This window comes from Mycolicibacterium doricum (assembly GCF_010728155.1).
Taxonomy (GTDB): Bacteria; Actinomycetota; Actinomycetes; order Mycobacteriales; family Mycobacteriaceae; genus Mycobacterium; species Mycobacterium doricum.
In genome coordinates this window covers 190,632-217,325 of the sequence record NZ_AP022605.1, presented here as the reverse complement: position 1 = coordinate 217,325, position 26,694 = coordinate 190,632, and the positions used below count along the sequence as shown (strand labels likewise).

Sequence of the window (26,694 nt, the reverse complement as noted above, 5' to 3'; positions counted from 1 at the left end):
CCGGACCCCGGCCGTGTGGCGACTACGTTTAGTGCGACAACCGAATCGGAGGTGCGCACATGTCGGGCAGTTGGGGCTCTGTGTTGACAGAACTGATCCCGTTGGCGCTGGTGATCACCTTGTCGCCGCTGTCCATCATCCCCGCTGTGTTGATGCTGCAGACGCCGCAGCCGCGCCCAACCGCGCTGGCCTTCATGGCGGGCTGGCTGCTCGGCCTCGGCGTGCTGACGGCGGTGTTCGTGGCGGTCTCCGGCACGATCGGAGGTTTCGAGAAGCCGCCGAGCTGGGCGTCCTGGCTGCGGATCGTGATCGGCGCTGCGCTGATCGTGTTCGGCGTCGTTCGGTTCGTGCGCCGGAAATCCTCAGGACACCAACCGGAGTGGTTGCGCAACCTGACCACCCTGAGCCCGCCGAAGGCAGCCGTCACCGCCGCCGCGCTGACCGTCGTCAACCTGAAGGTGCTGTTCCTCTGCGTCGCAGCAGGTCTGGTGATCGGCTCGGCCGGCCTGGGCACCGCGGTGTGGGCCGCGGTGGTGTACTTCGCCGCGATCGCGGGGTGCAGCGTCGCACTGCCGATCCTCGCCTATGCGGTATCCGGCGATCGACTGGACGATCCGCTCGCGCGGCTCAAGGATTGGATGGAGCGCAACCACGCCACCTTGATGGCGGCGATTCTCGTCGTCATCGGACTTCTGGTGTTTTACAAAGGGGTTCACGGACTCTGAGCGGGCAGCCCTAGCTCTCCGGCGTCGGCGGTGAGGTAGCGGGTCACGGTCAGGGCGAGCAGGGCGATCGGTTCGTCGCCCGACAGCGTCGTCAGCGGCGCGATCTGCATGACGTAGCGCAGCATCGCGGTGCCGACCAACGTGGTGGCGGCCAGCATCGCTGTTGCGGGTGGCCGACTGCGGCATCACGACCATGCTGAACCCCTCTCGGGCGATTCCCACCACCTCCCGCGATACCGGTTGCGCGACGCCATCGCCGACCAGCGGGTCTACGGGGGCCTGTCCCTTCGGTCCGGACGGCCGCAAACTGCTCATCGCCAGCGGCTCCAACCCGGCGGTCGCGCAGGTGCTGACCCAACTCGGTACGGGCATGGCCGCGCTGCTGTACTACGTCCTCCGCTCGTTCGACCAGAGTTTCTGGAGTGTGACGGCCGGGTCTGACGCTCGGGCTGCTGGGTTGCGGCCTGCCCCATCCTCGGGCTGGGTTCCCTGTTCGGCAAGGTCGGTATGGGCTGTAGGGCGGTGTTGGCCCTGCTGGTCGGCAATCCGCTGTCCGGACTGCGCAGGGCACCTGAGATGCTGCCCGGTGGGTGCGCTGCGGCAACGGGCTCGCACAGCGGACTGACTTACACTGGCACGACGTGGGACTCGACGACCGTGACGCGCTGACAGTACTGCGCGACGCGGTCGATCCCCGGCGCGGTTCCGATCCGCTGATCGGCGACTTCTACACCCGCTGGTTCGCCGCCGACCTCTCGGTGCGCGACCTGTTTCCGCCGGACATGGCTAGGCAGCGGACCGCCTTCGCCGAAGCGATGACCTGGCTGTTCGGCGAGCTGATCGCCCAGCGCGCTGAGGAACCCGTGGCGTTCCTCGCCCAGCTCGGCCGCGACCACCGCAAATACGGCGTGACGCAACAGCATTACGACACCATGGGTCAGGCCCTGTACGCCGCGCTGCGCAATCGTCTCGCCGATCAGTGGTCGGACCGGCTCGCCCAGACCGCCCGCGACGCCGTCGCCCTGACCACCGGGGTAATGCGGGGAGCGGCCGAGGCCGAAGAAGGCCCGCCGTTCTGTGACGGCACGGTCATCGAACACGTCCGCGCCACCCGCGACGTGTCCGTGGTGCGGTTGAAACTGGACCAGCCGCTCGCCTACCACCCGGGCCAGTACGTCACCGTCCAGGTGCCCCAGTGGCCGCGGCGCTGGCGGTACCTGAGCCCGGCGATCCCCGCAGATCCGGACGGGTACGTCGAGTTCCACATCCGATCGGTGCCCGGCGGCATGGTGAGCACCGCGATCGTCAACGAGACCCGCGTCGGCGACCGATGGCGGATATCCAATCCGCACGGCGGACTGGCCGTCGACCGCGACGGCGGCGACGTTCTGATGGTGGCCGGCAGCACCGGCCTGGCGCCGTTGCGGACGCTGATCATGGACATGACCCGATTCGGGGCCAACCCGCGTGTCCACCTGTTCTTCGGGGGACGGTTCCCGTGCGATCTGTACGACCTCCTGACGCTGTGGCAGATCGCCTCGACCAACCCGTGGCTGTCGGTGACGCCGGTGTCGGAGTACAGCAGCGACCCACCGTGGGCGGCCGAGTATCCCGATCCGTCACCGCCGCGGGGGCTGCACGTCCGCCAGACCGGTCGGTTGGACGAGGTGGTCACCCGGTACGGCAACTGGGGCGACCGGCAGATCCTGATCTGTGGCGGGGTGGCGATGACCGCGGCCACCAAGGCCGCACTCACCGCCAAAGGTGCTCCCCAGGAACGCATCCAGCACGACCCGCTCACCACCTGAGCGGGCGTGCCACACTGGCGCCATGGCCGAACCCCAACCTGTCACTCTGCGCGACCCGTCGTCGTCGATGACGGCGACGTATGTGCCGTCCGCGGGGATGATCTGCACGTCGCTAGCCGATGACGGGGTCGAGTTCCTCGGCCAGCGCCGCGGCGTGCAGGCCTACATCACCAGCGGTAAGACGATGGGCATCCCGATCCTCTACCCGTGGGCGAACCGGCTGAGCGCCGCGAAGTACGCCATCGACGGTGGCGTGGTGACGCTGACCCCCGGTGTCGCCGGCGTGCGCACCGACGAGCACGGCGTGCCGATTCACGGGGTGCTGGGTGCGTATCCGGGGTGGCGGGTCACCGAGCAGTCCGCCAACACATTGGTGGCCGAGGTGAACTGGTCCGACAAACCGCGGCTGTTGGCGACGTTCCCGTTCCCGCATATCCTCACCATGGCGGTGACGCTGGCCGAGCGCACGCTGACTGTGGAGACCACGGTGACGCCGTCGGCCGCGGCTCCGGTTCCGCTCTGCTACGGCTATCACCCGTATCTCCAGATCCCGGGCGTCCCGCGGGCGCAGTGGCAGCTGCAGAGCCCACCGATGCGCCACCTCCCCGTCGACACATGGGGTCTGCCGACGGGGGCCACCGAGGAGTGGGCGGGCGGCAACATCACACTCGGCGACACCGAACTCGACCACGGGTTCGACGAGGTCGAGGAGGGCTCGGTGTTCACCCTCACCGATGGTGACCGGCGAGTGGAGTTGACGTTCGAAAAAGGTTACCGGGCAGCGCAACTCTTCGCGCCGCCGACCGACGAGCTCGTCGCCGTCGAACCGATGGCCGCGCCCACCGACGCGCTGCGCCGCGACAACCACCGGGTCGCGGCGGCTGGTGCACCCGATACCAGTCGGTTCTCCATCAGGGTCGGCTAGCGGCTGCGGCCCCGCCGCGGCTGCCAGACGACCAGCGCGGTGCTCTTCACCGGGACCGCGAGGTCGCGGCGCTGGCTGCTCCGCAAGTCCTCGACCTCACGGACCAGCTCCTTGACACGGGACTGCAACGCCTCCACCTGATTGGTCAGCTCGATGATGCGCTTGATCCCCGCCAGGTTGACGCCTTCGTCCTGTGACAGCCGTTGCACCTCGCGCAGCAGGTCGACGTCGCGCTCGGAGTACCGTCGGCCACCACCGGAACTGCGTTGTGGGCTGACCAGGCCGAGCCGGTCGTAGGTGCGCAGAGTCTGCGCATGCATACCGGCCAACTCGGCGGCCACCGAGATCAGGAAGGTCCGGGCTTCCTCGTTTCGTTCGGCCGCCATGATCAGTGCCCCCGGTTCTTCGCGCAAGCGCTCATCACGCCCCCGCCCAGCCGGCCCGCGGATCGAATCCGCTCGCGCGCTCAGCCTTGGCGTAGGCCTCGAGCGCCTCGGCGGCCTCGCCCTCGAGGTTGGGCGGAACCGCCACCTTCACGGTGACCAGCAGATCGCCGTGTCCGCCACCACGTTTGGGCACACCTCGCCCGCGCACCCGCAGGATGCGACCGTCCGAGGTGCCCTTGGGCACCCGCACACCCACCTTGCCTTCCAGCGTCGGGACGGAAAGTGTTGTGCCAAGCGCTAGCTCGTGGAAGCTGACCGGCACCGACACGGTGAGGTCGTCACCGTCGCGGCCGAACACTTTGTCGGGGCGCACGTGCACGGTCACGTACAGGTCGCCCGAGGGCGCCCCGCGTAATCCCGCCTCACCCTGACCGGCCAACCTAATCCGCTGACCGTCCTCCACACCAGGGGGGATCCGCACGTTGATGGTGCGGGTCCTGGTGGTCACGCCGGTGCCTCTGCACTCGGCACAGGGGTGTTCGATGATCGAGCCGCTGCCCTTGCATTCGGTGCACGGTTCGGAGAATCCGAACGCGCCCTGGTTGCGGTTGACGACTCCGGCGCCGTTGCAGTTCGGACACACCTTGGGGCTGGTGCCCGGACGTGCCCCGCTGCCATGGCAATTAGTGCACGGTGCGGGGCTGGTCAGCCGCAACGGCATCGCCACACCCTTGGTGGCCTCCAGGAACGACAGCTCAGTCTGGGTCTCGAGGTCGTTGCCGCGACGCGGCCGGCTGGGCCGCGGCGAGGCACCCCGCCCGAACAGTCCGCCGAACAGGTCGCCGATGTTGGCGCCGCCGGTCTGCCCGGCGGCGTCGAACAGATCGTTGAGGTTGAACTCGGCGCCCTCGGAACCGTAAGCGCCGCCGCCACCGAAACCGCCGCCGAATCCCCCACCGCCGCCGTTGAAGCGGCCACGGCCGAAACCGCCGCCGGCGAACAGCCGGCGGGTCTCGTCGTACTCCTTGCGCTTCGCCGGGTCCGACAGCACGCTGTGCGCCTCGGACACGGCCTTGAACCGCTCGGCGGCCGTGGGGTCCGGGTTGGTGTCGGGGTGGAGATCGCGGGCCAGCTTCCGGTAGGCCTTCTTGATCTCGTCCGCGTTGGCGTCAGAGGAGACGCCGAGCTCGGAGTAGAAGTCCTTCTCGACCCACTCGCGTTGGGCCATGCCGCGTCACCTCCTCACCTTTCTCTGGGTTTCTAGTTGTCTGATTCTGCGGCCTGGTGCGCCGCGGCGCTGGTGTTATCGGCCGTGTCGGCGGGTCCGGATCCTGGCGGCACGGTGTCCACGACGCCGACGAGTGCGTGGCGCACCACCTGTTCACCGACCTTGTAGCCACGGCGCATCACGGTGCCCACCACGGGGTGGGTGCCCTCGCCCTCGTGCTGGACGGCCTCGTGCAGTGCGGGGTCGAACTCGTCCCCCTCCGCGCCGAACGGCGTCAACCCGAGGTTCTCCAGTGCACCGGCCAGCTTGTCGGCTACCGACTTCAGTGGGCCGGACTCCAGGTCACCGTGGCTGCGGGCGCGGTCGAGGTCGTCGAGCACCCCCAGCAACTGGCTGACCACCGAGACTTTCGCGCGGTCGGCGATCATCTGCTGGTCGCGCAGCATGCGCTTGCGGTAGTTGTCGTACTCCGCCTTCACCCGCTGCAACGTGCTCTTGAGCTCGGCTACCTCATCGGTGTCCCCGCCCTCCGTGGGGCCGGCGGCCTGTCGGGCCGCCGGCGCGGCGTCCGGCGCCGGCCCACTGTGGCTGGACGTCGCCGCCTGAGCGGCTCCGGGGGCCGGGCCGGACGGATCGCGAACCTCACCGGTCACGGGATCGATGCGCCGTTTGTCGGTGACGGTCACCGGCTCGTGCGGATCGGTGTTGCTCACTTGTTCTCCCGGTCATCGTCGACGACCTCGGCATCCACGACGTCGTCATCGCTGCTGCTGGAGGCGCCGGCGGCGCCGGCGCTTGCGGCCTGTTCGGCCTGGGTGGCCTCGTAGATGGCCTGGCCGAGCCCCTGGCTCTCGGTGCCCAGCTTCTCCATCGCCGCCTTGATCGCGCCGATGTCGGTGCCGGCCAGCGCCGTCTTGGCCTCGGAGATCGCGCCGTCGACCTTGGTCAGCACATCCTCGGGGACCTTGCTGCCGCCCTCGGCTTCGCGCTGCTCGGAGACGAACTTCTCCGTCTGGTAGACCAGGGTCTCGGCCTGGTTGCGGACGTCGGCTTCCTCGCGCCGCTTGCGGTCCTCGTCGGCGTGCGCCTCGGCGTCCTTGATCATCCGGTCGATCTCTTCCTTGGACAGGCCGGAGCCTTCCTGGATACGGATCGTGTTCTCCTTGCCGGTGCCCTTGTCCTTGGCGGTGACGTGGACGATGCCGTTGGCGTCGATGTCGAAGGTCACCTCGATCTGGGGCACACCGCGCGGAGCCGGCGGGATACCGGTCAGCTCGAAGCTGCCGAGCAGCTTGTTGTGCGCGGCGATCTCGCGCTCGCCCTGGAACACCTGAATCTGCACCGACGGCTGGTTGTCGTCGGCGGTGGTGAACGTCTCCGACCGCTTCGTCGGGATCGTGGTGTTGCGCTCGATCAGCTTGGTCATCACGCCGCCCTTGGTCTCGATGCCGAGCGACAGCGGGGTGACGTCGAGCAGGAGGACGTCCTTCACCTCACCCTTGAGCACACCGGCCTGCAGGGCGGCGCCGACGGCGACGACCTCGTCCGGGTTGACGCCCTTATTGGGCTCCTTGCCGCCGGTCATCTCCTTGACCAGGTCGGACACCGCGGGCATACGGGTGGAGCCACCGACCAGCACGACGTGGTCGATGTCGGCGACCGAGATGCCGGCGTCCTTGATCACCTGCTGGAACGGCTTGCGGGTGCGGTCCAGCAGATCCTGGGTGATGCGCTGGAATTCGGCGCGGGTCAGCTGCTCGTCGAGGAACAGCGGGTTCTTGTCCGCGTCGACGGTGATGTAGGGCAGGTTGATCGAGGTGCTCTGGCTCGAACTCAGCTCGATCTTGGCCTTCTCGGCGGCCTCACGCAGCCGCTGCATGGCCATCTTGTCCTTGGTCAGGTCGATGCCGCTGGTGCCCTTGAACTTCTCGACCAGCCAGTCGACGATCCGCTGGTCCCAGTCGTCGCCACCGAGGTGGTTGTCACCGGAGGTGGCCCGCACCTCGACGACGCCCTCGCCGATCTCGAGCAGCGAGACGTCGAAGGTGCCGCCACCGAGGTCGAAGACCAGGATGGTCTGTTCCTTCTCACCCTTGTCGAGGCCGTAGGCCAGCGCCGCCGCCGTCGGTTCGTTGACGATGCGTAGCACGTTGAGGCCGGCGATCTGGCCGGCTTCCTTGGTGGCCTGTCGCTGGGCGTCGTTGAAGTAGGCGGGCACCGTGATGACCGCGTCGGTGATGTCCTCGCCGAGGTAGCTCTCCGCGTCGCGCTTCAGCTTCATGAGCGTGCGCGCGCTGATCTCCTGGGCGGTGTACTTCTTGCCGTCGATCTCGGTGCTCCAGTCAGTGCCCATGTGCCGCTTGACCGAACGAATGGTCCGGTCGACGTTGGTCACCGCCTGGTTCTTGGCGGGCTGTCCGACCAGCACCTCACCGTTGCGCGCGAACGCGACGACGGACGGCGTCGTTCGCGAGCCCTCGGAGTTGGCGACGACGACGGGGTCGCCACCTTCCAGCACTGCGACGACGGAGTTGGTGGTCCCGAGGTCGATTCCGACCGCACGAGCCATGGTGTGTCCTCCTTGTTACCGACTACTACGTTTGTGGGGTCTGAGCGGACCGCACTCAAGACTGCTCCGCCGGACACCCGGCTGTCAACCTCATACTTGAGCGAGCCATACTCAACTGTCGAAAGGCTCAACGGGCCGCCCGGCGGATTTGTTCCCCGGTGTCCATGTTGCCGTCCCGCAGGTCGTAGGGTTTGGCAATGCGGTCAGGGGTGGTGGTGGGTGCGCTCGCCGTCGGGGTGCTGCTCACCGGCTGCCAGAGCGACACGACCGGCACCGCAGTCCGCGGCCCCGACTCGCCGACCGAGCCGACAGTCCCGACGCCTCGGCCGTCGCGTACGTCGACCCCCGCGTCGCCGCCGCGCACGATCACCCCCGCTCCGCCCAGCGCAGTGCCGCCCGCAGCGGCCGAGGTTCTCGCACCACAGAACGGTTACGTGTTCGTCCAGACCCGATCCGGCAAGACGCGCTGCCAGCTCAGCGCCGAGGAGGTCGGCTGCGAGGCGCAGTTCGCCGACGCCCCCGATGTCGGCGGCCTGCCGGCCAACGGCGTGCGCCTGTCGGCGGACGGGCAGGTCGAGTGGGTCGTGGGCAACCTCGGCGACATCCCAGCCGTCACCCTGGACTACCGGCGGTACTCTGCGGTGGGCTGGACCATCGACGCCGGGAGCGACGGCACCCGCTTCAGCAACGACCGCACCCACCGCGGCATGTTCGTCTCCGTCGAACGGGTGGCGACTTTCTGACTCCGAAGCCGCCGGGGTCGCAGGAGCGGCCGACGGCGGTGCGGTTTCGTCGCAGCCCCGTATCGGGCGGTGGTCCCACGGGTACCGGTCGTCATGATCGTCAAACGACTCACTGTGATGTTGGGTTTGGTCGCGCTGGTGGTCGGTGTGGTGGGGCTGATGACACCCGTGTCCGTGTCTCCCGAGCGCCAGGTGGTCGACTGTGGGAGCGCCTTTGCCCCGGATCTGTCCACGGCCGAAGCACTCGATGACGGCAACGCGGCCAACATTCCGGCCGACGGCGGCCTCCTCGTCGACGTCGACTACACAGAGGTCTGCCGCGCGCAACTGCACGACCGCCGGGTCTGGACGGTCAGCCTGGGTGTCGCCGGGCTGGCCGTGATCGCGGTCGTGGCGCTCCTCGGTGTCCGGTCACGTCGACGCGACCGGCAGGACCGTTGACGTCGGGCCGGAACCGCGGGCGCGGCCAGGGCGCAGTGCGTAGCGAACTCGGCGCCGGGGTACTTCTGGGCCTGAGCCGACGTGCTCTCTCGACGGACCAGATGGAGGAACACCATGACCGCCGCCCAGCGGGAACGCGCCGCACTCGTCGACGCCATGCGCGCCATGGGGCCGGACGCCCCGACCCTGTGCGAGGGATGGAAGACCCGTGACCTGGCCGCTCACCTCTACATCCGGGAGTACCGGCCGGACGCGACGGCGGGGATCGCCGTCCCGGCACTGGCGAGGTACACCGAGAAAGTGCAGAACCGCGCCGCCGAGACGACCGAATGGAACGCGATGCTGGACAAGATCGCCGGCGGTCCGCCGCTGTACTCGCCGTTCAGGCTGCTCGACCCCATCGCCAACCTGGCCGAGATGTTCATCCACTGCGAAGACGTGCGACGGGCGCAGCCGGGCTGGGAACCTCGCACCCTCGACGACGCGACGGTCAAGGGGCTGACCCGCACGCTGTCGCTGATGGCGCGGCTCACGCTGGCGAAGGCGCCGGCGCGCACGGCCCTGCGCACACCGGAGGGCAAGACGCTGGTGACCGCAGGTAAGGGGGATTCGGTCATCGTGACGGGACGGCCCGAGGAGCTGTTGCTCTTCGCTGTCGGTCGCGAGGCACGCGTCGGGTTCGACGGTGACCCCGCCGCCGTGCAGGCACTGCGCGACGCACCCAAGGCTCTGTAGGTTGGCCGCCGTGGATTTTCGTGTTTTCGTCGAACCGCAGCAGGGTGCCCGCTACGCCGACCAGCTCGCCGTCGCCCGCGCCGCCGAGGACATGGCGTTCTCCGGGTTTTTTCGGTCCGACCACTACCTGGCGATGAGCGGTGACGGCCTGCCCGGGCCGACGGACTCATGGGTGACGCTCGCCGGCATCGCGCGAGAGACGTCGTCGATCCGGCTGGGCACCATGGTTACCTCGGCGACCTTCCGCCATCCCGGCCCGCTGGCCATCTCGGTGGCGCAGGTCGACGAGATGAGCGGTGGGCGCGTCGAGCTCGGACTGGGCGCAGGCTGGTTCGAAGCCGAACACAAGGCGTACGCAATCCCGTTCCCGCCGCTGGGTGAACGGTTCGACCGGTTGACCGAGCAGCTCGACATCCTCACCGGCATGTGGGCCACCCCGGTCGGCGAGACGTTCGACTACAGCGGCACCCACTACACCGTCGCGGATTCTCCCGCCCTGCCCAAACCGGTGCAGGCGGTCCCGCCGATTGTCATCGGCGGGACGGGAGCCAAGCGCACCCCTGCGCTGGCGGCGAAGTACGCCGGCGAGTTCAACGTGCCGTTCGTCCCGCTGGACACGGTGAACACCCAGTTCGACCGGGTGAGGGCGGCGGTCGCCGACGCCGGGCGCGAACCGGATTCCATGGTGTACTCGGCGGCCTTCGTGCTGTGCGCCGGGGCCGACGACACCGAGATCGCCCGACGCGCCGACGCCATCGGCCGCGAGGTCGACGAACTCCGCAGCAATTCGCCGATGGCCGGTACGCCCGCGGAGATCGTCGACAAGCTGGGGCCGTTCGCCCATGCCGGGGTGCAGCGGGTTTATCTCCAGATGCTGGACATGTCCGACCTCGACCACCTGGCGCTGGTCGCCGGTCAGGTCCTGCCCCAGCTGCGCTGACCCGACCCGCCGCCTGGTCGGGCTAGGATCGGTGCCCGTGACGGGCGCCCCCGACGACGACGAGCATTCCGGTCGACAGCCGGATGCGTCGACGCCTTGGCATCACTCGACCGGCAAAGTGCTCGGGGCCAGCATCGCCGGTATCGCCGCAATCGGGCTGGTCGTGGCCGGGGTGATGTACGCGTCGCGAGCCGGGGACTCCCCGCAGGCGCCGACGAACTTCGTCGACCCGAGCTTCTCGTCGATGACCTCCCGGTCCACCTCGGCGACTGCCTCCACCACCACCACACGCATCAGCCCGCCCCTGACCACGGACCTGGACCTCCCGCCGGAGTCGGCGCCTGCGCCACCTCCCCCGGTGTCGGAGACCTCGACCACGCGGGGGCGGTCCAGGACCCAGGAAGAGGAGTCGGAGGAGAGCGGGCAGGAGTCGTCGCCGCGAACGACGACGCGCAACCGGCCACGACTCAACGAGACACGCACGCTTTACCCACGTCCCTGAGCAAAGGACGCCTACTATCGGAGCCCGTGGCGCGACCTCCTGAAGATCCGAACCAGTCGGACGACGAGCCGACCCAGTACTCGAACGCCTACAGCGCCGAGCCGACCCAGTACGGCGATTACACCGGCGCGTACGACCAGCCGCCGCCCGAGGAACCCCAGCCGTGGTATCGCAAACCCGGCGCCCTGATCGGACTCGGGGCGCTTGCGGCCCTGCTGGTGGCGCTGATCATCTGGCTCATCGTGCAGTTGATGTCGGATGAATCCTCGTCCGAATCCACCACGACCACGACGACCACGACCACGACGGCGGAGGCGCCCGCGGTGGTTCCGCCGCAGACGGTGACCGAGTCGCCAGCGGAGACCACCGTAGCGCCGGAGGCGACCTCTGCGCCGGAGACCACCACGGCGCCGACTACCACGACGACAACCACGACGACGCCGAGCACCACGACCACCACCACGACGCCTCCGCCCACCACCGTGGAGACGAGCACCAGCACGGTGACGATCACGGTGCCGAGACTGGATCGGCCGGGCCGCTGACCTGCTAGCAGACGGTTCCGGCCTCCGGCATGCATTCCGGCTGCGGTTCGGCCGACGACGCCGGCTGCGCCTCGGCTGCCGGTTCCGGCGCGGGCGGGGGTTGCTGCGTCGGCGCAGGATCTTGCACCCGCGGAGGCGTGGCTTGCGGCTCGGATTCCGGCTCGGGCATCGGTGACGGGGCTGGCCGCGATGGCGGCGGTGACGGCTGTGTCGGTGACGGCTGTGTCGGTGACGGCTGTGTCGGTGACGGCTGTGTCGGGGCCGGCGTCGAGGCCGGCGGCGGAGTGGGCCGCGGCAACGTGAACGCAGGCACCGGAATCCGGGGCAGACCCATCGACGGCGCAGCGGCAGGTGCGGCGGCGGGGGCAGGCGCGAAGGCGGGGGCAGGCGCGGCGGCGGGGGCAGGCGCGGCGGCGGGCGCAGGCGCGGGTGCTACCCGACCCGGTGCCACCTGTTTCGACGCCACCCGCCGCTCGGCCGGGGTGTTCGGTCGCTGCTGCGCCGGCGCTTGAACGGCCCTCGGCGCAGGTGCGGGTGCGCCGGCCACCGCCCGCTCGCTGACGACCGGGGCCGGCGCCGCCTCGGGAGCTGGGTCGGGTTGCTCCATCGGCTGCGTCGCGACCGGAGCGGTGATCGCCGACGAGCCCGCCTGCACTGCATCCGCGTCGCCGGTGTGCGAGGCGAGGATCAGACCCGTCGCCGCCAAGGCCGCCAGACAGGCGGCGCCGGCGAACATCGCCCCCCGCTTGCGGTACCACGGCGAGCCGCCCGCACAATCCCCGACCGGCACCTGGTCGAAGCGGATCCCGGGCCGCGCCATCGCGGCGTCGTAGACGGGCAACGCATACTGTGTCGCCGCGTCGGAGTCCACCGTCTCGGCGGACCAGGCCAGTGGTACCGCGGCCTCGGTCGCCGGCGCGTCGCTCACCGAGGAGGCGGACACCGGGGTGATCGTGGTGACCGCATCCAGTTCTCCGCCACGGGACGCGATCAGGTCCGCACCGGCCGCCGCGGCGACCTGCGCATAGGGGCCGGTGACCACCGGCATCCGCAGCGCCTCCGAAATGCCTTGCGTGACAAGCGGTATCCGTGCCCCACCACCGACTGTCGCGACCGCGGCGAGCTGCGCGGGGGCCACCCGGTTGCGCTGCAGCACGTCGACGAGGGTGTCGACAAGCCCGGCGAGCGGCCCGGCGAGCAGTGACTCGAGTTCGGGCCGGGTCAGCCGCACGCTGGTGTGCGAGCTATTCGGCCCGGTCAGCGCCGTCGCGGTGTGCACCGACAGTCGCTCCTTGGCAGCCCGCGACTCATCGCGCAACACGGCCAGCGACGCCACCGCCGACGTACCACTCGGATCGGCCTCGAGATCGGCGAGCACATGGCGCAGCACCACCTGGTCGATCAGGTCTCCGGAGAAGTCTTCGTAGCGCACCGTCTCACCGATCACACGGAACCCGTCGCCCGCATCGGCGAGCGTGATACTGGTTCCGGTCGCCCCGAAGTCACACAGCACGACGACTCCCCGCGCGGGCAGCCCGGGATTGGCCTGCAGCGCGGTGAGCGCCGCGACGGCATCCGAGACGACGGTCAACTGCGGCACAACCGCGCGCAACGCCGCCACCGCCGTCGGCGACCAGTGCGCGGGCACGGCGACCGCCGCGGCATCGGGCCGTCGGTAGGGGTGGGCGGCGTGGGTCAGCGCCTCGATCGCGGCGGCGGCCAGCTGACCGCCGTAGTGTGCCGATCCGTCGGGCGCGACCAGCGGCACGGGGTCACCCACCCGGTCGACGAAACCGGTGATCCTCGCCCCGCCGAGCGTCAGTGCCGCGGGCCGGATGATCGGGCGTCCCTCGGCGACAGCGACCAGGTTGGCCGCGCCAAGGGATACGCCCACAGAATTGCGCATACCTGTTTGTCGTCGCCGCGCGCTCAAACGTTAGGCGAACGTTAGCGGGATCCGCTGCCCTTCGCCGCATAGGCGGCGACCAGCGCTTCGGCACTGCGAACCGCCGCCCGGCAGGCCCTCGCGGTGAACGGATCGTTGAGCGGATGCTCGGCGCGCCGGCGCCACCGCTGAGCCGCGGCGAACGCCGCGCGCGGCCCGTCGCACGGGTCCTCGGGCTGCAGTCCCAGCCGGCTCGTCGCGTCGGTGCCGGAGCCGCCGATCAGCCGCCGCAGCGAGGCCATCTCGTCGTCGGTCAAGGTGGTCGGGCGCGAACGGAGTTGGCTCAGCAACCGCAGCTCCTCGAACGCGTGGGTGTCGGCGAGCAGCGGATCGATGTCGGCGATGATGTACGGCGTCGCGAAGATCGGATGGACCTGGACGAACTGCCGCAGCGACAGCAGCGCCGTATGTGCCTTCAACAGGTCCGATCGCTGTGCGAATTGCTGGTCGATCACATCGCGCAACACCACCAGCCCGCTGCGTTCGAGCAGTTCGTCGGCCAGTGCCACCGAATCCTTCACCCCGGCCCGCAGCAGGGCGATCGAGATGCGGACCCCGAACATGCCGAACCGGTCCAGCAGCGCGGCTCGGGCCGCCGCGTCGACGGGCAACGGGCTGTCCTCGCGTATGAACCGGTCCACCGAGAGCATGGCCTTGGCCAACTCGGCGGGATCCACGCCGGCGAGCTTCTCCAGCGCGACGAACTCGCTCTGCCGCAGGGTCCGCGCGGTCAGCGCGAGCAGGCCCGACACCGGTACGACCGCCTGGCAGATGCCGGTGCGGTCCATTTCCTCGGTGAATCGGGTGGCGACGTCCTTGGCCGACAACATTGCGTCGATGCGCCCGGCGCCGATCTCGTCGGCGCGCGAGGCCACCCCGATCACCCCGAGCGCCCCCGACGACCCGCCGACCAGCTCACCGATCTGCTTGAGCAGCGCGATGTCGGCGGCGTTGAGCGTGCGCAGCAGGAACACCACCGCGTCGACCCGGGGCACCCCGTCGTCGGGCACCAGCAGCCGCAGCGTGCGCGCCGACACGTCACGCGACAGTGACGACGTGCCGGGGGTGTCGATGATCGTCGCGTCGACCAGTTCGGTGGCCGGCCACTCCACGTCGAGGTCGAGCACGTCTTCGGGATCGAGCCTGGCGAGGTCGAAGGTCAGGCCCCGTTCGCGGGGGTCGCGGGCGATCGGCACGTTGGACCGTCGGCCCCCGCGGTGGTTGGCAGTCACCTTCGGGGTGGGTCCGTGGCGGAACCACGTGACGAGTCGGGTGGCCTCGGTCGCGTCGGTCGGGGCGATCTCTTCGCCCACCAACGCGTTGACCAGTGTCGACTTACCGGCCTTGAGCGTGCCGGCCAGCGCGATCCGGACCGGCTGGTTGAGCCGGGCACCGATGCGCTCGAGTTCGTTGTGCACGTCGGGGCGCTGGCGGTACGCCGGATCCTCCCGGTAGGCCGCGATGGTGCCGCCCAGGATCGCGCGCACTTGGTCGCTTGTGCTCAGTGTTTGCCCGGTCCGTTCCAGTTACCCGACTGCTGACCCCTTGAGCTTGCCAGACGGCGCCCGAGGATCAGGGCGCGGAGACCGGCGCAGCGGCCGTGGAGCCGAGTTTCTCGGCGTGTTCGACGACCTGCCGCAGGATGTTGAGCTGCCGTTGCAGCTCCTTGGTGCGGGCGTTGCGCTCGGACTCCTGGAGTTTCGCGGCGGCGATCGTGGCCTGCAGCGACTCGTTGAGTGAGCGGGTCGTCTGATTGGCGATCTCACGGTAGTGGTCGCGGAGTTGGCGCTGGATGCCCTTGAGCCGGTCGCGTGATTCCTTGCCGACCACGAACGCCACGTCGTCGACGAACCGGCGCACGTTGGTCTTAGCCTCACTGCGCACCCGCAGCATCCGGTTCTCCATGTCCTCCTTGTAGGCCTTGCGGCCGAGGACGAAGCCGGCACCCAGCGACAGCGGGTTGAACATGCCGAGCCCCGCGAACGAGGTCAGCATGCCGAACATCAGCACGCCGCCGTACGAGCCGCGCATCCCGGTCACGATCTTGTGACCGATCTTGAGCGGTTTGGCCTCGAGGTGAGCGAGGGAACGGAACTCGCCGAACTCCGCCCCCATCTCGCTGGCGTCGATCGCGGGCATCCGCACCGCGTCAAGACCGGCCTCCATGAACGTGCGGGCCACCTCGGCGGCCAGCGCCTCGGCCCGCTGGTAGGCCCACACGAAATTGTCGCCGACGGCGGTCGCCACGGCCTCTTCGAGTTCCGCGCCGATCTCGGCCCAGTGCAGCGTCGGGTCGCCGGAGTCGATGACCCGTTCGGTGTGGAAGGTGATGTTGCGGAAGCGCTGCCGCAGGTCGTGGTCGACGTCGGCGGTGAGGTCGGCGGTGCCGTCGTTGAGCACCTGCTGCCACAGCGCGGTCTGCTGCAGCGCCTCCTCCGCCTCCTTCCTGCGGCGCTGCAGGTCGGCGGTCAGGTTGGCACCCGACTGAGGGTCGTTGAGCGCGGACAGCTCCGACTGCACCGCCATCGTGAGATGTTCGGCCGCCGCGCGGACCTCACCGACCACTTGGTCGCGCACGCGGTCGTTGTTGCGGGAGAGCACCTGCTCGGAGAGGAACTTCACGATCGCCGGGAAGTTGGACTCGTCGTTGAGTTCCTTGTCGTTGAGCTGCACGGCGTGGCCGCGCAGCGTCGAGGAGGCGGGGATCATCGGGATGGTGATGCCGGCGCGGTGCAGGTGGGCGGCGTCGGTGTCGACCACCTGGCGCCAGTGCGGGTACAGGTCCGTCTTGGTCGCGACGATCGCGGCGACCGGGCAGATCTCCAGCGCCTGCCGGATGAACGTCATCTCCGGTTCGGTGAACTCCTGGCTGGTGTCGCTGATCATCAGCATCGCGTCGGCGTCGGGCAGCAGGCCCAGCGTCGCGGACAGATGGGGTTGTCCGTGACCGCCCACGCCCGGGGTGTCGACGAACGCCAGGCCGCCCTTGAGCAGCGGGCTGGGTACCGTCACCTCGACGCGCAACACCTCACGTCCGCCGGCCTGCGGCGCGCGCCGCAGATCCTTGCCAAGGTCGGTGGTCGGGATCTCGACGAGTTCGGGTTCCTCCCCGTCGGGCCGCGCCACCACCAGCCGCGCCGACGGCTGTTCGGCGTACGACACGACGGTGGCCAGGACCGTCGACTCGTCGTCGCCGACCCTGGCCACCGGCATGTTGAGCAGCGAGTTGAGCAGCAGGCTCTTGCCCTGTTTGAGCTGTCCGGCGATCACCACCCGGATCTGCGGGTCACCGATGCGTCTGCGGGCGCGCGCCAGCCGTGCCACCAGGTCGCCGCGGCCGTTGTCCTCGGCGATCTTGGTGGTGTGCTCGATGAGCTCGGTGACCACCTTGCGCGTGTCGGAGATCGACTTGGCGGGGCCACTCGGTTGGGTCATGTCGCCTCCTCTCACCCAGGATTGTCCTCACGGTAAGCGCGCGAACTGGCGGCGACCATGTCGGTCCCCGCCAGTTGCGTTGTTTCGATTCTCGATCAGAAGACGTCCAGCTCAGTCTTGGTGTTGTTGTTCGACGCGACGTCGGTCTCGATACCGGTATTGGTCTCGAATTCGGTGTCGTTGCCGGAGAACAGATCGGTGTCGGTCTGGTTGCCCGATCCGATCGCGGTGTCGTTGCCGGAGCCGATGTTCGACTCGTAGCTCGAGGAGTTGTCCTCGAACGAGCTCTCGGTCGAGGTGGAGGTGTTGGCCTCCACCGAGGTGTTGACCGAGTTGTCCTCGACATTGTCGCTGCCGTAGTCGCCGTCGATCTGCGTACCGGCGTTGACGTCGTTGTCGGTGATGATGATGCCGCCGCCGTCGCCGCCGTCGCCGCCGACCGCGTTGCCGCCGCCGATCCCGATCAGGCTGCCACCGCCGTCCGCACCGCCGCCGTTGCCGCCGCTGGTGTCGACGTCGTTGAGCACCGGAGCGTCGTTGTCGGCGATGAGGTCCCCGCCGGCGGTCTGCGAGTTGTCCTCGACCTCGTTGTCCTTGCCGACGACCACGTTGGAGCCGGAGCCGGCGAGGATGTCGCCGTTGTTCATCGTGTTGCCGTCGCCGAGCGCGGCGCCGTCACCGCTGACGATGTCGCCGTCGTTGTCACCGGCGACCACCACGCCGCCGTCGGTGGCGGTGTTGGAGGTCTTGTCGCCGAGGGTGATGTCACCGAATCCCAGGTTGAAGGCACCGTTCTGGGCGTTGGCGCCGGCGTCCTGGATCGGGCTGGCGACCGGGACATTGTTCCCGCTGAGCAGGTCGGTGTCGTTGCGGCTGGCGAACTCGGTCGTCGGCGCGAACGAGGTCTGCGGCGAGAACGGCGAGGCGAAGTTCGAGGCGAGCTGGTGGTGGTCGGCGACCGCCCGCTGCAGGCCGACGATCGGGTCGCCGCCGCCGAGCGCGTAGCCGGCGGGTGCGGCCGTGGCGGCCACCGACGCCAGCTGCGCGGCGGTCACGTTCGGCAGGCCCGCGTCGCGCAGTGCACCGTCCGGGTCGACGACGAAGTAGGCCGCCGAGCCCGGGTTGCGGAACAGGTCGAGGATGAAGTCGATGATGTTCATGTGACTGCCTTTCGTATCTTCCCGGTGTCCCGGGGAGGTTGTCTCGCCGGCCCTCCGGCGATCTGGACACCACGTTATGGAGTTCGCGACACCCGGCAAACGGGGTTGCCACCCCTGCCTCGGCGATCCGCATAGGGGGCGTGCGTTTAGGTCCGTTAGGGGATTAGGGGATCTACGGGGGAGCCGGGGGAAAGGCGGAATAGTCGCAGTTCACGCACCAAAAACCCGCGCGGGAAATCCGCGCGGGTTCGGTTATCGGGAGAGGTCAGTCGAACGGATCGAACCCGGGGGTGTGGTCGGCCGACCGGGCGTCGTCGAGGGCTTCTCCCCACACGTCGTCGAGATCGGTCCCGGCCGTCGTCGCGTCGTCGAGCGCCGGGTCCGCGAACTGCGGCGATGCCGTGTCCACCAACGCGTCCGGTGCCGTGAGCGCGTCGACGGACCGGTCGAACTCATCGGTGGTGTCGATAACGGCGGAGGCAGTGTCGATGACGGCGAATGTGGGCGCCGGGTCGGCGAACGCATCGAAGGCGGCGGTGGCGGCGCCGCTGGACCACACGTTGCTGGACCACACGTTGCCGGCGGCCTCGGCCCCGAAGGGGTCCGGGCCGATCGACGGCGCGGCCATCGGCATCGATTCCGTCACCACCGGGATGAGGTTGTCGACATCGACGCTGGTCACACCGGTCAGCTGAGCGTCGGCGATGGCAGCGGCCGGGTCGGCCGCGTAGCGTGCGGCGGCGTCGGGGTCCCGCACCAGCGACAGCACGAAGTCGAGTAGCGAGTTAGCCATCGGGCACCTTTCCCATTTACGATCCGAAGACGGTTCGTGTCCATGCGGGTCGGCACTCCAGTCCCCCGAACCGCTTGTCAGTCCCCCGATCCGCTTGTCACGATGCTATGCACGCCGGACGTCGGCCGGATCGGTGCGCAGCCCACATCCGGCCCCGCACTGTTAGGGGCTTTGCCGTTAGGGGCTTTGCGCCACTAGGGGGATTTCCCGAGGATGTGGGGATTCCGGCGTTATGGTGGTGGCCGGTCCAGACAGGAGACATGCCACCATGACCGAACCCTTGGGGTTGTCGATCGGGATGACGAACCTGGTGGCGGCCCGCGTTGGCCGGCCGCCGGTGATCCGACGAGCCATCCTCACCCTCTTCGCCGACCGGGCGCCCGAGGTCGGCGTACCCGCCGAGAATCCCAACCTCGACCGACCCGGCCTCGTGCTGCGCGGTTTCGTCGACCGGGTCGGTGACCCGGTTCCGCTCGTCGCCGCCGACGGTTCGGCGCACCGCGGTGAACTGGTGCTCGCCGAGGCGCTCGACGCGATGGCCCGCACGGTCGACGGCGGCTCGCCGATCGCCATCGCGGTGCCCTCGCACTGGGGTCCTGGCACGGTCGGGGCGCTTCGCGGCGCGCTGCGTGCCCGTCCGAATCTCGCCCCGCACGGCGTGCCCGCCGCGCTGATCCCCGATTCGACCGCCGCGTTCGCCGCGCTGCAGGCCGCCCCGGGACTGCCCGACCAGGGCGTGGTCGTCCTGGTCGACCTCGGCGGCAGCGGCAGCAGCATCTCGCTGGCCGACGCGGGCGCCAACCTCGACGCCGTCGGCCAGACCATGCGGTACCCGGAGTTCTCCGGCGACGGGATCGACCAGGCCCTGCTCAACCACGTGCTGGCCGGTATCGCCGATTCCGGGGCCGCTGATCCAGCGAGCACCGCCGCGGTCGGATCGCTCGCTCGCCTGCGCGAGGAATGCCGCCGGGCCAAGGAGCGCCTGTCCGCCGAGACCGCGACCGCGGTGCCGGTCGAACTGCCCGGTGTGCAGTCGGACATCCGGGTGACACGTCCCGAACTCGAACAGCTGATCTCCGGACCACTCGGCGGACTGCTGAACGCGATCGACGACACGTTGCGGCGCAACGAGATTCCGGTGGCGAACGTGACCGCGGTCGCCACGGTCGGCGGAGGGGCGGCCATTCCGCTGGTCACCCAGCGGTTCTCCGAGCAGCTGCGGGCCCCGGTTGTCACGACCCCGGAGTCTGGCCTCAACGTCGCGGCCGGCGCGGCGCTGGTGGCCAACCAGAGCGCGGACTCCGACGCTCCCACCGGCATGGCCGCGGCCGCCGACGCCGCGACGAGCATGGGGCCTGCGGCCTGGGCCGCGGGCGCGGCCGGCCTCGCCGCCGGGGCCGCTGCGGCGGACGGGGCCTCCTCGGCGACCTTCCGCGCGCTGGCCTGGTCGCAGGACGACGAGCCCGCCGGTGAACCCGTGCCGTACGCCGGTGAGGATTACGACCCGGCGGTGACCGGTGCGCGTTCGCCGATCGCGTTCGCACCCGACGACGCCGGTAACGCGGACGGTGACGAGCAGGAGCCTCGGCCGCTGCCCTGGTACAAACGCCCGCCGGTGCTGTTCGGTACCGCCGCCGCGGCGGCGCTGCTGGCGCTCGGCGGGTTGGCGGCCACGTTGACCGGCGCCGAAGGCGACTCGACACCGGTGACCGAGACCTCGACGAGGGTGTCGATGGAGCCGTCGCCTCAGGCCCCGCCGCCTCCGGTGACCACCGTCACGATCGGCCCCGACGGCGCGGCGACGACCAGCGTCAGCCAGCCGCCGCCACCTGGGCCCACGACGACGCAGGGCACGACGACCACCACGCAGCCGACCACCACGACCGCGACGACCACCACCGCGACGACCACGACCACCCAGCCGACCACGACCACCACCCGCCCGACCACCACGCAGCCGACCACCACGCAGCCGACCACGACGCAGCCACCGCCGACCACGACGGTCCAACCGCCGCCGACAACGGTCGATCCGCCGGACCCACCGACGACGGTGCCCGTCCCCGACGGCGGCGCCTGACCACCCACGATGGCAAACCCGGCGCCGCACCGTCAGTCGGAGTTCCCGGCCGCTGCGCGCGAGGCCGTCGCGGCGATCGAGGCGGATCCCGCCGCGCCCATGAAGATGCTGGTCACCGGCGGCATCGGGACAGGCAAATCGACCGTGCTCGCCGCGGTGCGCACGGTTCTGCGGTCGGGCGGCCGTCCGGTGCTGTCCCGCCCGCCGCGCCCCGAGGATCCCGCCGACGCCGCAGTCGTCGTCGACGATGCGCACCTACTGGAGATCGTCGACCTCGAACGGCTCACCGACCTGGTGGCCGATTCTGCGTCGACGGTCGTGATCGCCACCCAACCGCTGGCCCACCACGCCGCGCTGCGGGGACTGGTCACCGCGCTCGAGCGGGAGAACCCCGCTGTCGCAGTGGGGTCCGTCACGGCAGTGGAGGTGGGCCGTGCCATGGCCGCGACGCACGCCGCCGCCCCGGCACCCGAGGTGGTCCGGCTGCTGATGACAGTCACCGCCGGTCTGCCGTTCCTCCTGCGGCCCGCGCTCGCCGCGGTCGGTGACGGCGCGGCGGCGATACGGCAGACTGCGCGCATCGCGCTGATCGAACGGTTGCGCCGACTCGACGAACCGCTGCTCGACACACTTCTGGTGGCGTCGCTGAGCCCGGAAATGGGGCCCGATGACGTCGCCGCGGCGCTGCACATGCCGTCGGACGCCGCGCTGGCCGTGGTCGACCGCGCACGGGCCAGTGGGCTGCTCGAACCGAGCTATCACCACAGCTTCCTGCGCACGGTGCACGACGGGCTCGCCCAGATCGTCGGCGCCGCGCGCCACCACGACATCGAGGTGTCACTGCTCTGTTCGCAGCTCGAACTTTCCACTCTGACAGCCGACCTCGCGCTACGGATGGCTGAGCATGGCTTACGCGACGAGCGGCTTGCCGCCGCGCTTGCCGACCTGGCAGCCCACACCGGCAACGAAGCCGCCGGCGCGGCACGGCTGTACCGGGCTGCCGCCGACGCCGGCGCCACCGCATTGAGCGCGCAACTGGCCGACGCACTCGCGCTGACGGGAGACTGCGCGACAGCGGGCCGGATCGCCGATGAACTGCTCACCTCGCAGGACCCCGAGGAGCGGGCCGCGGCGGTGCGGATCTCGGCCAGCATCGCGATGCACGACGGCAGCGCCACGCAGGCACTCGACCTCTTCCGCTGGCTGGGCCCGTCGCCGGACGCGCTGCTGAGCGCAGCGGGTACCGTCGCCGCACTCGCCGCGGGCGACGGGAGCACCGCCAAGGCGCTCGGGCAGACCCCGGCCGCCGGGCCGCCGACGTCGATCGCGCGGGCGGCCCGCAGCCTCGCCGAAGGACTCCTGCTGTCCCTCGACGAGCCCTATCCGATCGCGGCGGCACGGCTGGGACAGTCGCTGAACACCGACCACGGCCGGGGCGGCGTCACCCCGGACACCCCGGCCGCGGTCGTGACACTGGCCGCCCTCCACGGCGGCGACCCGGTACGCGCCCGCAGTGTGGTCAGCCGGGCGGTCCGCGTCGGACGCGACAACGGATCCGGCGATGCGATCTTCGTGACGCACCGGCACCGGCTACTGCTGGGCTGGACGCATATGCAGGACGGGAAGTTACCGGCCGCGGCCGCCGCGGTTCCGGGGCCGGGCACCGACCTGCACCGCCGCGACGCGCTGTGGGCGGCCGCGCTCCAGACGGCGATCGCGCGTCGCAGCGGTGACAGCGGCGCGATGCAGATGCACTGGTACTCCGCGATGGAGGTGCTGGCCGAATACTCCGTCGACCTGTTCACGCTGCTCCCGCTCGGCGAGCTGTGGGTGGCCGCGGCGCGGTTGCGGCAGGTGGATCGGCTGAAGCACCCCCTCGACGAGGCGTTCTCCCTGCTCGCGGCGCTGGGCGATCCGGTGTTGTGGTCGGTGCCGCTGCACTGGGCCGGTGTGCACGCCGGCATCTTGGCGAATTCCCCGGAGGCCGTCGCGCCGCACGGGCAGGCGCTGACCGCCGCCAGCCGCGACGAGCAGGCTCAGAGCGCATTCGCGAAAGCGCTGGCCACGGCCGGTCGCACCTGGTTGCGGGTGCTCGCCAACCACATCGACGTCGGCGAGGTGACGACCGCTGCCCGCGGGCTGGCCCAGTTCGGCCACACCTGGGACGGCACACGGCTGGCCGGTCAGGCGGCTCTGCAGACCTCGGACGGCCGGGTGTCGCAGGCGATGCTGCAGCTCGCGCGCGACCTCAAGCAGAGCGTGGCCGGTGCCGAAGTCCCGGCGGAGACCGCCGCGCCGACTTCGACGTCAGCGCCGTGCCCCACGTCGGCGGCACGCCCCACCGCCTCGGCGCAGCTCTCGCAGCGCGAACGTGAGGTGGCCGAGCTCCTACTGCTGGGGATGCCGTACCGAGACATCGGCGCGCAACTGTTCATCTCAGCGAAGACGGTCGAACACCATGTGGCTCGGATCCGCCGCCGGCTCGGGGCGGAATCGCGGTCGGAAATGCTGTCGATGCTGCGCGCACTTGTGGCCCCGTCGAGTTAGCCGAACGGCGGGTTAGGGCAGCCTTCGTAGCGGCCTTCATGCCGGTGGTGTCACTATGAACAGGATCGAGCCTAAGTTACCGAGGGGTAACTTAGTCTAAGTTACTCTTGGGTAACTTCACACCGGGAGGCCGCGCGTGGATACGCAGATTATGATCCGACTCGTCGTCGGGTTGCTGATGACCGGCATCGTGGTCGCGCTCGCCGCAAAACGCGTGCTGTGGCTGACGAAGCTGATCCGGTCCGGCGCGCCGACCAGCGAGGCCAACAACCGCAAGGACAACCTCGGCAAGCGCATCACCACGCAATTCGAAGAGGTCTTCGGCCAGACCCGGCTGCTGCGCTGGTCGATCCCCGGCATCGCGCACTTCTTCACGATGTGGGGCTTCTTCATCCTCGCGACGGTCTACCTGGAGGCCTACGGCCTGCTGTTCGACCACGACTTCCACCTCCCGATCATCGGCACGTGGGACGCGCTCGGCTTTCTGCAGGACTTCTTCGCCGTCGCGGTCCTGCTCGGCATCATCACCTTCGCGATCATCCGGGTGAGGCAGGAGCCCAAGCAGCACGGCCGCGACTCGCGGTTCTACGGATCGCACACCGGCGGCGCCTGGCTGATCCTGTTCATGATCTTCAACGTCATCTGGACCTACGCCCTGGTCCGCGGCGCCGCCGCCGACCTCGGCAACCTTCCCTACGGCAACGGCGCGTTCTTCTCCCACTTCATGGGATGGGTGCTCAGCCCACTCGGTCACGACGTCAACGAGTGGGTCGAGACCATCGCGCTGCTGCTGCACATCGGGGTCATGCTGATCTTCCTGCTGATCGTGCTGCACTCCAAGCACCTGCACATCGGCCTTGCGCCCATCAACGTCACCTTCAAGCGGCTGCCCGACGCCCTCGGCCCGTTGCTGCCCATCGAGTACAAGGGCGAGCTGATCGACTTCGAGGATCCCCCCGAGGACGCACAACTGGGCCGCGGCAAGATCGAAGACTTCACCTGGAAGGCCTACCTCGACTTCACCACGTGCACCGAATGCGGGCGTTGCCAATCGCAGTGCCCGGCGTGGAACACCGGCAAGCCGCTGTCGCCCAAGCTCGTGATCATGAACCTGCGCGACCACCTGTTCGCCAAGGCGCCGTACATCCTCGGCGACAAGGAGTCGCCGCTGGAGAACACCCCCGCGGGCGGTCTCGGCGAAGAGGCCCGCGGCGAGAAGCACTCCGAAAAGCAGTCTCACGACCATGTCCCCGAATCGGGCTTCGAGCGCATCCTCGGCTCCGGCCCGGAGCAGGCCACCCGCCCGCTGGTGGGCACCGAAGAGCAAGGCGGTGTCATCGATCCCGACGTGCTGTGGTCGTGCACCACCTGCGGCGCCTGCGTCGAGCAATGCCCGGTGGACATCGAGCACATCGACCACATCGTCGACATGCGGCGCTACCAGGTGATGATGGAATCCGAGTTCCCCGGTGAGCTCGGCGTCCTGTTCAAGAACCTGGAGACCAAGGGCAACCCGTGGGGTCAGAACGCCAAGGACCGCACCAACTGGATCGACGAGGTGGACTTCGACGTTCCGGTGTTCGGCAAGGACGTCGAGTCCTTCGAGGGCTACGAGTACCTGTTCTGGGTGGGCTGCGCCGGCGCCTACGAGGACCGTGCGAAGAAGACCACGAAGGCGGTGGCCGAACTCTTGGCGATCGCCGGCGTCAAGTACCTGGTGCTCGGCGAGGGCGAGACCTGCAACGGCGACTCGGCCCGCCGCTCCGGCAACGAGTTCCTGTTCCAGCAGCTCGCCGCGCAGAATGTCGAGACGCTCAACGACCTATTCGAGGGTGTCGAGCGGGTCGATCGCAAGGTCGTCGTCACCTGCCCGCACTGTTTCAACACCCTGGGTCGCGAATACCCACAGGTGGGCGGCAACTACACCGTGCTGCACCACACCCAACTGCTCAACCGGCTGATCCGGGACAAGAAGTTGGTGCCGGTCACCCCCGTCGGCGGCGACGGCGCGAACGGGCCGGACATCACCTACCACGACCCCTGCTACCTGGGCCGGCACAACAAGGTCTACGAAGCTCCGCGCGAGCTGATCGGCGCCTCCGGAGCGACGCTGACCGAGATGCCGCGCCACGCCGACCGCGGCCTGTGCTGTGGTGCCGGCGGTGCACGGATGTGGATGGAAGAGCACATCGGCAAGCGCGTCAACACCGAACGCACCGAAGAGGCGATCGACACCGGCGCGTCACGGATCGCGACCGGCTGCCCGTTCTGCCGCGTGATGATGACCGACGGTGTCGACGAGGTCGCCGCCGCCAGGGACATCGAGAAGGTCGAGGTGCTCGACGTCGCGCAGCTGCTGCTCGGGTCGCTCGACACGAGCACCGTCACACTGCCCGAGAAGGGCACCGCAGCCAAGGAGGCCGAGGAACGCGCGGCCAAGGCCGCGGCGGCCGCACCGGCAACGGCGCCCGAGAAGGCGCCCGCCGAGGAGTCGAAAGCGCCGGCCCAGGCAGAATCGCCGGCCCAGCCGGCCCAGCCGGCACAGCCGGCCCAGGCAGAATCGCCGGCCCAGCCGGGCGCCAAACCCGTCACCGGACTGGGACTCGCGGGTGGCGCCAAGCGTCCCGGTGCGAAGAAGACCGCGGCAGCGCCGGCGCAAGCCAAGGCTGGGACCACCGAGGCCAAGGCCGAAACCACCGAGGCGCCCGCCGCAGCACCGGCGAAGGGACTGGGGATCGCCGCCGGCGCTCGACGTCCGGGCGCGAAGAAGGCACCCGCCGAGGCGTCGCCGAACGAGGGCGCTGGAACGGTCGTCCAGCCGCCGAACGTGGACCCGGACAAGGCAGCGGCCGGCACGGAGGCCGCGGACAGCGCCGATTCGGATCTGGGCCTGGCGAGCAAGCCGGAGCCAGAGGTCAAGGGATTGGGCATCGCCTCCGGCGCGCGCCGTCCGGGTGCGAAGAAGAAGGCGCCCGCACCGGCGGCGAAGCCAGCCGATGAGCCCACCACGGAATCAGCGCCCGAGGCCGAGGCCGAGCGGCCGGCACAGCCGGAGTCCGCAGCCGGCACCGGCGACGCCCGTGTCGTGGGCGACGAACCGCCGGTGAAGGGTCTGGGCATCGCCAAGGGCGCCCGCCGCCCAGGGAAGCGCTGACCCGGGGCGCCATGTCGAGATCGTGTTGAGCCC

At 69.7% G+C, this 26,694-nt stretch carries 22 protein-coding genes; 11 read left to right on the top strand and 11 right to left on the bottom strand.

All coding sequences use genetic code 11. From position 1 onward, the window contains the following. The first annotated feature begins 59 nt into the window (after positions 1–59). Complete coding sequence (locus G6N07_RS00990; RefSeq protein WP_085189473.1) at positions 60–725, top strand: GAP family protein; 666 nt, start codon at positions 60–62, stop codon at positions 723–725. Here G6N07_RS00990 and G6N07_RS00985 read toward each other — a convergent pair. Beyond that, entirely contained in the window at positions 713–883 is a 171-nt protein-coding gene (locus G6N07_RS00985; protein ID WP_163784035.1) for a TetR/AcrR family transcriptional regulator, read from the bottom strand. The two genes, G6N07_RS00990 and G6N07_RS00985, sit on opposite strands and share 13 nt — an antisense overlap. A 483-nt stretch (positions 884–1,366) precedes the next feature. Here G6N07_RS00985 and G6N07_RS00975 point away from each other — a divergent pair, with 483 nt between their 5' ends. Continuing rightward, on the top strand, positions 1,367–2,533 hold the full coding sequence (locus G6N07_RS00975; RefSeq protein ID WP_085189471.1) for an FAD-binding oxidoreductase: 1,167 nt from the start codon (positions 1,367–1,369) through the stop codon (positions 2,531–2,533). Positions 2,534–2,555: 22 nt separating this feature from the next. Further along, positions 2,556–3,458: an aldose 1-epimerase gene (locus G6N07_RS00970; protein ID WP_085189469.1), complete on the top strand. Its 903-nt coding sequence runs from the start codon at positions 2,556–2,558 to the stop codon at positions 3,456–3,458. Here the strand turns inward: G6N07_RS00970 and G6N07_RS00965 are convergent. The 4 genes from G6N07_RS00965 to dnaK are packed head-to-tail and all read right to left on the bottom strand — an operon-like array spanning position 3,455 to position 7,641. Then, on the bottom strand, positions 3,455–3,844 hold the full coding sequence (locus G6N07_RS00965) for a heat shock protein transcriptional repressor HspR (RefSeq protein ID WP_085189659.1): 390 nt from the start codon (positions 3,842–3,844) through the stop codon (positions 3,455–3,457). The genes G6N07_RS00970 and G6N07_RS00965 overlap by 4 nt on opposite strands. A gap of 34 nt (positions 3,845–3,878) precedes the next feature. Next, positions 3,879–5,072, bottom strand: coding sequence for a molecular chaperone DnaJ (gene dnaJ / locus G6N07_RS00960; RefSeq protein ID WP_085189467.1), 1,194 nt, complete (start codon positions 5,070–5,072; stop codon positions 3,879–3,881). Between the two features lie 32 nt (positions 5,073–5,104). Continuing rightward, entirely contained in the window at positions 5,105–5,785 is a 681-nt protein-coding gene (grpE, locus tag G6N07_RS00955) for a nucleotide exchange factor GrpE (protein WP_085189465.1), read from the bottom strand. Then, positions 5,782–7,641, bottom strand: a complete 1,860-nt coding sequence (dnaK, locus tag G6N07_RS00950) for a molecular chaperone DnaK (RefSeq protein WP_085189463.1) — start codon at positions 7,639–7,641, stop codon at positions 5,782–5,784. Before dnaK ends, grpE begins: the two co-directional genes overlap by 4 nt. A gap of 197 nt (positions 7,642–7,838) precedes the next feature. Between dnaK and G6N07_RS00945 the strand changes: the two genes are divergently transcribed. The 4 genes from G6N07_RS00945 (at position 7,839) to G6N07_RS00930 (ending at position 10,500) form a co-directional block, all read left to right on the top strand. Then, positions 7,839–8,384: a hypothetical protein gene (locus G6N07_RS00945; RefSeq protein ID WP_085189461.1), complete on the top strand. Its 546-nt coding sequence runs from the start codon at positions 7,839–7,841 to the stop codon at positions 8,382–8,384. 117 nt (positions 8,385–8,501) lie between these two features. Next, positions 8,502–8,825: a hypothetical protein gene (locus G6N07_RS00940; RefSeq protein WP_235849655.1), complete on the top strand. Its 324-nt coding sequence runs from the start codon at positions 8,502–8,504 to the stop codon at positions 8,823–8,825. Between the two features lie 114 nt (positions 8,826–8,939). Then, on the top strand, positions 8,940–9,560 hold the full coding sequence (locus tag G6N07_RS00935; protein ID WP_085189457.1) for a TIGR03085 family metal-binding protein: 621 nt from the start codon (positions 8,940–8,942) through the stop codon (positions 9,558–9,560). A 10-nt stretch (positions 9,561–9,570) separates the two neighbouring features. Then, on the top strand, positions 9,571–10,500 hold the full coding sequence (locus G6N07_RS00930; RefSeq protein ID WP_085189657.1) for an LLM class F420-dependent oxidoreductase: 930 nt from the start codon (positions 9,571–9,573) through the stop codon (positions 10,498–10,500). Between the two features lie 102 nt (positions 10,501–10,602). Here the strand turns inward: G6N07_RS00930 and G6N07_RS00925 are convergent, their stop codons facing one another. Continuing rightward, positions 10,603–10,983, bottom strand: coding sequence for a hypothetical protein (locus tag G6N07_RS00925; protein ID WP_163784033.1), 381 nt, complete (start codon positions 10,981–10,983; stop codon positions 10,603–10,605). Between the two features lie 45 nt (positions 10,984–11,028). On the opposite strand from G6N07_RS00925, the gene G6N07_RS20015 reads away from it, so the two are divergent. Next, a complete protein-coding gene (locus tag G6N07_RS20015; RefSeq protein WP_085189453.1) occupies positions 11,029–11,547 on the top strand; it encodes a hypothetical protein in 519 nt (172 codons plus the stop codon). A 4-nt stretch (positions 11,548–11,551) separates the two neighbouring features. Here G6N07_RS20015 and G6N07_RS00915 read toward each other — a convergent pair whose 3' ends face one another. The 5 genes from G6N07_RS00915 to G6N07_RS00895 all read right to left on the bottom strand — a co-directional run bounded on the left by G6N07_RS00915 (position 11,552) and on the right by G6N07_RS00895 (position 18,880). Continuing rightward, positions 11,552–13,453, bottom strand: coding sequence for an Hsp70 family protein (locus tag G6N07_RS00915; protein ID WP_163784030.1), 1,902 nt, complete (start codon positions 13,451–13,453; stop codon positions 11,552–11,554). Between the two features lie 41 nt (positions 13,454–13,494). Further along, positions 13,495–14,997: a dynamin family protein gene (locus tag G6N07_RS00910; protein ID WP_099050177.1), complete on the bottom strand. Its 1,503-nt coding sequence runs from the start codon at positions 14,995–14,997 to the stop codon at positions 13,495–13,497. 67 nt (positions 14,998–15,064) lie between these two features. Continuing rightward, positions 15,065–16,927 (bottom strand): isoniazid-induced dynamin-like GTPase IniA, encoded by a 1,863-nt coding sequence (gene iniA / locus G6N07_RS00905; RefSeq protein ID WP_085189447.1) that lies wholly within the window; start codon positions 16,925–16,927, stop codon positions 15,065–15,067. A gap of 95 nt (positions 16,928–17,022) precedes the next feature. Beyond that, positions 17,023–18,087 (bottom strand): IniB N-terminal domain-containing protein, encoded by a 1,065-nt coding sequence (locus tag G6N07_RS00900; RefSeq protein ID WP_085189445.1) that lies wholly within the window; start codon positions 18,085–18,087, stop codon positions 17,023–17,025. Between the two features lie 265 nt (positions 18,088–18,352). After that, positions 18,353–18,880, bottom strand: a complete 528-nt coding sequence (locus G6N07_RS00895; RefSeq protein ID WP_085189443.1) for an Rv0340 family IniB-related protein — start codon at positions 18,878–18,880, stop codon at positions 18,353–18,355. Between the two features lie 268 nt (positions 18,881–19,148). Here G6N07_RS00895 and G6N07_RS00890 point away from each other — a divergent pair, with 268 nt between their 5' ends. The 3 genes from G6N07_RS00890 (at position 19,149) to G6N07_RS00880 (ending at position 26,661) form a co-directional block, all read left to right on the top strand. Beyond that, on the top strand, positions 19,149–20,960 hold the full coding sequence (locus G6N07_RS00890) for an Hsp70 family protein (protein WP_085189441.1): 1,812 nt from the start codon (positions 19,149–19,151) through the stop codon (positions 20,958–20,960). 9 nt (positions 20,961–20,969) lie between these two features. Further along, on the top strand, positions 20,970–23,507 hold the full coding sequence (gene iniR, locus G6N07_RS00885) for an isoniazid response ATPase/transcriptional regulator IniR (RefSeq protein ID WP_085189439.1): 2,538 nt from the start codon (positions 20,970–20,972) through the stop codon (positions 23,505–23,507). Between the two features lie 136 nt (positions 23,508–23,643). After that, positions 23,644–26,661, top strand: coding sequence for a (Fe-S)-binding protein (locus G6N07_RS00880; RefSeq protein WP_085189437.1), 3,018 nt, complete (start codon positions 23,644–23,646; stop codon positions 26,659–26,661). The last annotated feature ends 33 nt before the right edge of the window (positions 26,662–26,694 follow it).

Coding starts and splice junctions, on each gene's coding strand:
- dnaJ (WP_085189467.1), bottom strand. CDS start 5,072: ATGGCCCAACGCGAGTGGGTCGAGAAGGACTTCTACTCCGAGCTCGGC.
- G6N07_RS00935 (WP_085189457.1), top strand. CDS start 8,940: ATGACCGCCGCCCAGCGGGAACGCGCCGCACTCGTCGACGCCATGCGC.
- G6N07_RS00890 (WP_085189441.1), top strand. CDS start 19,149: ATGACCGAACCCTTGGGGTTGTCGATCGGGATGACGAACCTGGTGGCG.
- G6N07_RS00985 (WP_163784035.1), bottom strand. CDS start 883: ATGCTGGCCGCCACCACGTTGGTCGGCACCGCGATGCTGCGCTACGTC.
- G6N07_RS00970 (WP_085189469.1), top strand. CDS start 2,556: ATGGCCGAACCCCAACCTGTCACTCTGCGCGACCCGTCGTCGTCGATG.
- dnaK (WP_085189463.1), bottom strand. CDS start 7,641: ATGGCTCGTGCGGTCGGAATCGACCTCGGGACCACCAACTCCGTCGTC.
- G6N07_RS00915 (WP_163784030.1), bottom strand. CDS start 13,453: ATGCGCAATTCTGTGGGCGTATCCCTTGGCGCGGCCAACCTGGTCGCT.
- iniR (WP_085189439.1), top strand. CDS start 20,970: ATGGCAAACCCGGCGCCGCACCGTCAGTCGGAGTTCCCGGCCGCTGCG.
- G6N07_RS00990 (WP_085189473.1), top strand. CDS start 60: ATGTCGGGCAGTTGGGGCTCTGTGTTGACAGAACTGATCCCGTTGGCG.
- iniA (WP_085189447.1), bottom strand. CDS start 16,927: ATGACCCAACCGAGTGGCCCCGCCAAGTCGATCTCCGACACGCGCAAG.
- G6N07_RS00900 (WP_085189445.1), bottom strand. CDS start 18,087: ATGAACATCATCGACTTCATCCTCGACCTGTTCCGCAACCCGGGCTCG.
- G6N07_RS00940 (WP_235849655.1), top strand. CDS start 8,502: ATGTTGGGTTTGGTCGCGCTGGTGGTCGGTGTGGTGGGGCTGATGACA.
- G6N07_RS00965 (WP_085189659.1), bottom strand. CDS start 3,844: ATGGCGGCCGAACGAAACGAGGAAGCCCGGACCTTCCTGATCTCGGTG.
- G6N07_RS00895 (WP_085189443.1), bottom strand. CDS start 18,880: ATGGCTAACTCGCTACTCGACTTCGTGCTGTCGCTGGTGCGGGACCCC.
- G6N07_RS00945 (WP_085189461.1), top strand. CDS start 7,839: ATGCGGTCAGGGGTGGTGGTGGGTGCGCTCGCCGTCGGGGTGCTGCTC.